A 4517-nucleotide genomic window follows, 5' to 3' on the forward strand; every position below is an offset into this window, starting at 1 on the left:
CCTTGCGATGCGCTTGTTACGCGGTCAACATACTTGCGAAACACACCGGCGGGCCAGCGTAACGCGGGCGGTTTGAAATCCTTGAGCCGCTTTGCCATTTCTTCTGCGCTGATTTCAACGTTCAGCGTGCGGTTCTTGATATCGAATGCGATGATGTCGCCCTCGCGCACCGCGGCGATCGGACCGCCCACGAATGCTTCCGGAGCAACGTGTCCCGCCGTAAATCCGCGCGTTGCTCCGCTGAATCGGCCGTCGGTGAGCAGTGCGACGGTATGGGTCAGGTCAGGATGCCCGCTCACTGCCGCCGTTACCTGCAGCATCTCGCGCATACCCGGCCCGCCCTTCGGCCCTTCGTAGCGAATCACCAGAACATCGCCCGGCTTGATCTGGTCGCCTTGCACCGCGGCAAAACATTCTTCCTCAGAATCAAACACCCGCGCCGGCCCGCGATGCTCATAGCGATCGGCAGCTGCAATCTTCATCACGCAGCCTTCCGGCGCGAGATTGCCTTTAAGGATGACGAGGCCGCCTGTCGGCTTGATGGGCTGCTCGAAGGTTTTGATTACAACCTGTCCGGTAGTCTCCACGGCCAGCGCTGCTTCCTCGGCAAGCGTGCGGCCGCTGATGGTCAGCGTCGAGCCATCGGCGTGGCCCGCATCGATGAGGCGCTTGGCCAGCAGGCGTGAACCACCGGCGGCCTGGAAGTGCGATGCCATGTACTTGCCCGCCGGAACCAGGTCACAGATAAATGGCGTCTTCTTTGAAATCGCATCGAAGTCGTCGATTGAAAGCTCGATGCCCATCTCGCGCGCGATCGCCAGCAGATGCAGAACAGCGTTGGTTGAACCACCGCTTGCGGCCACACTGGCAATCGTGTTCATAATCGATGTTTTGTTGATGATCTGCGAGGGACGCCGATTGGCACGGACCGCTTCCATCAGCATGCGCCCGGCTTCGCGTGTCGCCGCGTGCTTATCTTTGTCAGTGGCGGGAACGCCGGATAGCTGCATGGGAGAAATGCCCAGCATCTCGCCGCTCATGGCCATGGTGTTTGCGGTGAACTGTCCACCGCACGCCCCGGCACCGGGGCAGGCATTGGCTTCCAGCGCTTCGAGCCCGGCGTCATCAATTTTGCCAGCAGCATACGCGCCGATTCCTTCAAAGACATTTTGAATCGTGATGTCGATCTTCTCGCCGTTGGGGCCGTTTAGTTTTCCAGGAGCAATAGACCCGCCGTAGAGCATCATGCCGGGAATATCGAGCCGGCAGAGGGCCATGATGATGCCCGGCATGTTCTTGTCGCATCCGCCGATGCCGACGAGGCCGTCGAAAAGATTACCGCGAGCGACCAGTTCGATGGAGTCGGCGATCACTTCGCGCGAGACCAGCGACGCTTTCATACCCTGCGTGCCCATCGTGATGCCGTCGGAGATGGTGATGGTGTTGAACTCCATCGGCGTGCCGCCGGCTTCACGAATGCCTTCTTTGAGAGCCTCGGCTACTTCGTGCAGGTGGACGTTGCAGGTGCCGATCTCGGTCCACGTATTCGCTATGCCGATGATCGGCTTGTGCAGATCGTCTTTTACAAATCCAGACCCCCGTAAATAGGAGCGCGCAGCCGCGCGGCTCGGGCCCTCAGTCAACGGAATACTCTGTCGCTTGCCTTCGATGGTCATTTGGCTCTTCGCTTCGGTCTGAGTTAGCTGTTAGCTTCTAGCTGCTAGCTTTTAGCTGGTTCGTGCTGCAGTGAAAGTGTTTGTCCTAAATCAGCGGTTTCTGGCTCTAAAACGAAATGCAGTTCGCGGTAACAATCATCAGCTAGCGGCTAGAAGCTAGTAGCTAGCAGCTCATTTCGCCTTCAGCCAACCTGCTTTGTCGTGCTCCGCTTCGTACCTGTTCAGTTCCGCTTCGTGCCGCAGGGTCAGGCCAATGTCGTCGAGTCCTTCAATGAGACAGAATTTGCGGAATGGATCTACTTCAAATGTTGCTTTGAATCCGCGATCGTCTGTGACCGTCTGGTTTTCGAGTGAAACCGTAAGCTTGTAATTCGGAATGTTCTTCGCGTTGTGGAGAAGCGTAGCAACCTCTTCCTCAGTCAGCCGCGCCAGCACGATTCCGTTTTTGCCGGCGTTGGAAAAAAAGATGTCGGCGAACGTCGGTGCAATCACCACGCGGAATCCATAATCGCTCAGAGCCCATGCAGCGTGCTCGCGGCTCGATCCGCAGGCGAAGTTTTTACCTGCGATGAGAATCTGCGCGCCCTTGTAGCGCGGATCGTTGAGCGGAAAGTTCGGATCGGGATCGCCGGACGCGGTCCGCCGCCAGTCGAAGAAAAGGAAATCTCCGTAGCCGGTGCGCTCGATGCGCTTTAGAAACTGCTTGGGAATGATCTGGTCGGTATCGACGTTGGTGCGGTCGAGAGGGGCGGCCAGTGCGGTCAGTGTCTTGAACGGTTCCATCAGGCCTTTACCTCCTCGCGGGCAGATTCATGAATTGGCCAATTGCGAATGTCGACGAAGTGTCCGGCGATCGCCGCTGCGGCTGCCATCTCCGGCGATACAAGGTGGGTGCGTCCGCCGCGTCCCTGGCGGCCTTCAAAGTTTCGGTTGCTCGTGGAAGCGCAGCGCTCGCCGGGCGAGAGAATGTCAGGATTCATGCCGAGGCACATCGAGCATCCCGGCTCGCGCCAGTCGAAGCCGGCTTCCTTGAAAATCTGATCCAGGCCTTCCTTTTCGGCCTGCGCCTTCACTTGCTGCGATCCGGGCACCACCATCGCGCTTACGTGCGTGGAGACTTTGTACCCAGCCGCGATACGCGCTGCTGCGCGCAGGTCTTCGATGCGCGAATTGGTGCACGACCCGATGAAGACGCGATTGATTTCAACGTCGGCAAGCGGAGTTCCCGGCTTCAATGCCATGTATTCGAGCGCCCGCTCCAGTCCCTTCCGCTCCTGCTCGTCTTTTGTCGTGGCCGGGTCTGGAACCGACGCTGTAATGGGCGCGACCATGCCGGGGCTTGTTCCCCAACTCACGTACGGGACAAGCGTGGCCGCATCAATTACCAGTTCGCGGTCGAACTTGGCGCCGGGATCGCTGGGTAGTTTGCTCCACTCCGTTACCGCCGCGTCCCACGCTGCGCCCTTGGGCGAGAAGCGGCGGCCTTCAAGATACGCAAATGTTGTTTCGTCTGGGGCTATCATGCCCGCGCGCGCGCCAGCTTCGATGCTCATATTGCAGATCGTCATGCGGCCTTCCATCGAAAGCGCGCGAATGGCAGAACCGGCGTATTCGATCACGCAACCCGTCGCGCCATCGGTACCGATTTTGCCGATGATGGCGAGAATAATGTCTTTAGCAGTGACGCCTCGCGGCAATTCACCTTCGACGGCGATGCGAAAGGTCTTCGGTTTCGATTGCGGCAGCGTTTGGGTGGCCAGCACGTGCTCCACTTCGCTGGTGCCAATGCCGAAAGCCAGCGCGCCGAATGCTCCGTGAGTCGAAGTGTGCGAGTCGCCGCAGACGATGGTCATTCCAGGTTTCGTGATTCCGAGCTCCGGCCCGATAACGTGCACGATGCCTTGCTCGCGGCTGTTGACGTCGTAGAGTTCGACGCCGAAGTCCGCGCAATTCTTACGCAGCGCTTCAATCTGCGTGGCGGCGATCTGGTCGACGATGTGGAGGCGGCCTTCGATCGTTGTCGGCACGTTGTGATCTACGGTGGCGATGCAGCGATCCGGGCGGCGGACCTTGCGGCCGGCGAGGCGGAGTCCTTCGAACGCCTGCGGGGAAGTGACCTCGTGCAGCAATTGCAGATCGATGTAGATCAGCGTCGGCTCGCCCTTCGGCTCAGCCACCACATGCTGTTCCCAGACTTTCTCGAATAGTGTTTTTGGTGCGGTGCTCATGAAGCTCCCTATTTAGCTGCTAGCCACTAGCTTCTAGCTGCTAGCTTTGTCCTTGCTCTTTGTCGAGACATCAACTTCTTGTTACATCAAGCGTCCAACTGAAGCCATTTGCTCTGGCGTGACAAGCTAGCGGCTAGGAGCTAGCATCTGTTGTTTCACCGTCTCCCGCACCTTTGCGCCCATTTCTTTCGTCGACAGCACTCGGAATGCCTGCGCGTTCCCGCGCGCCAGGTCCGGCGTTCGGAAGCCCTGTTCAAGCACCTTTCGGACAGATGATTCGATCGCGGATGCTTCGGCTTCAAGGCCGCAGGAGTGACGCAAAATCAGCGCACCCGTGAGAATCGCGCCCAGCGGATTTGCGAGGCCCTTGCCGGCGATGTCCGGCGCCGAACCGTGGACCGGCTCATATAAATTGACCTTGCCGCCGATGGTTGCAGAGGGCAGCATGCCGAGCGATCCGGTAATCACTGCGGATTCGTCGCTGAGAATGTCGCCAAAGAGATTCTCCGTTAGTACGACATCGTAGTTGCGCGGCTGATTCATCAGGTGCATGGACATCGCGTCGACGTACTGGTGCTCGACTGTCACGCCGGGAAACTCGGCGGCCACTTCG

Annotated in this window: 4 protein-coding genes; all 4 read right to left on the reverse strand. The window is 58.9% G+C overall.

Features of this window, described 5'->3' with window-relative positions:
• A partial coding sequence (gene ilvD / locus WA354_RS08080) for a dihydroxy-acid dehydratase (protein ID WP_472812492.1) occupies positions 1 to 1676 on the reverse strand: 1676 nt, incomplete at its 3' end.
• A 171-nt stretch (positions 1677 to 1847) separates the two neighbouring features.
• The gene (gene leuD, locus WA354_RS08085) at positions 1848 to 2459 is read right to left on the reverse strand and encodes a 3-isopropylmalate dehydratase small subunit (RefSeq protein ID WP_472812493.1); all 612 of its coding nucleotides are present in this window, start codon (positions 2457 to 2459) and stop codon (positions 1848 to 1850) included.
• On the reverse strand, positions 2459 to 3904 hold the full coding sequence (gene leuC, locus WA354_RS08090; protein ID WP_472812494.1) for a 3-isopropylmalate dehydratase large subunit: 1446 nt from the start codon (positions 3902 to 3904) through the stop codon (positions 2459 to 2461). Before leuC ends, leuD begins: the two co-directional genes overlap by 1 nt.
• A 126-nt stretch (positions 3905 to 4030) precedes the next feature.
• Positions 4031 to 4517 (reverse strand): isocitrate/isopropylmalate family dehydrogenase (locus WA354_RS08095; protein ID WP_472812495.1); only part of this gene is annotated, 487 nt, incomplete at its 5' end.

Origin of the sequence: Occallatibacter sp. (genome assembly GCF_049802275.1) — a bacterium.
Lineage (GTDB): Bacteria > Acidobacteriota > Terriglobia > Terriglobales > Acidobacteriaceae > Telmatobacter.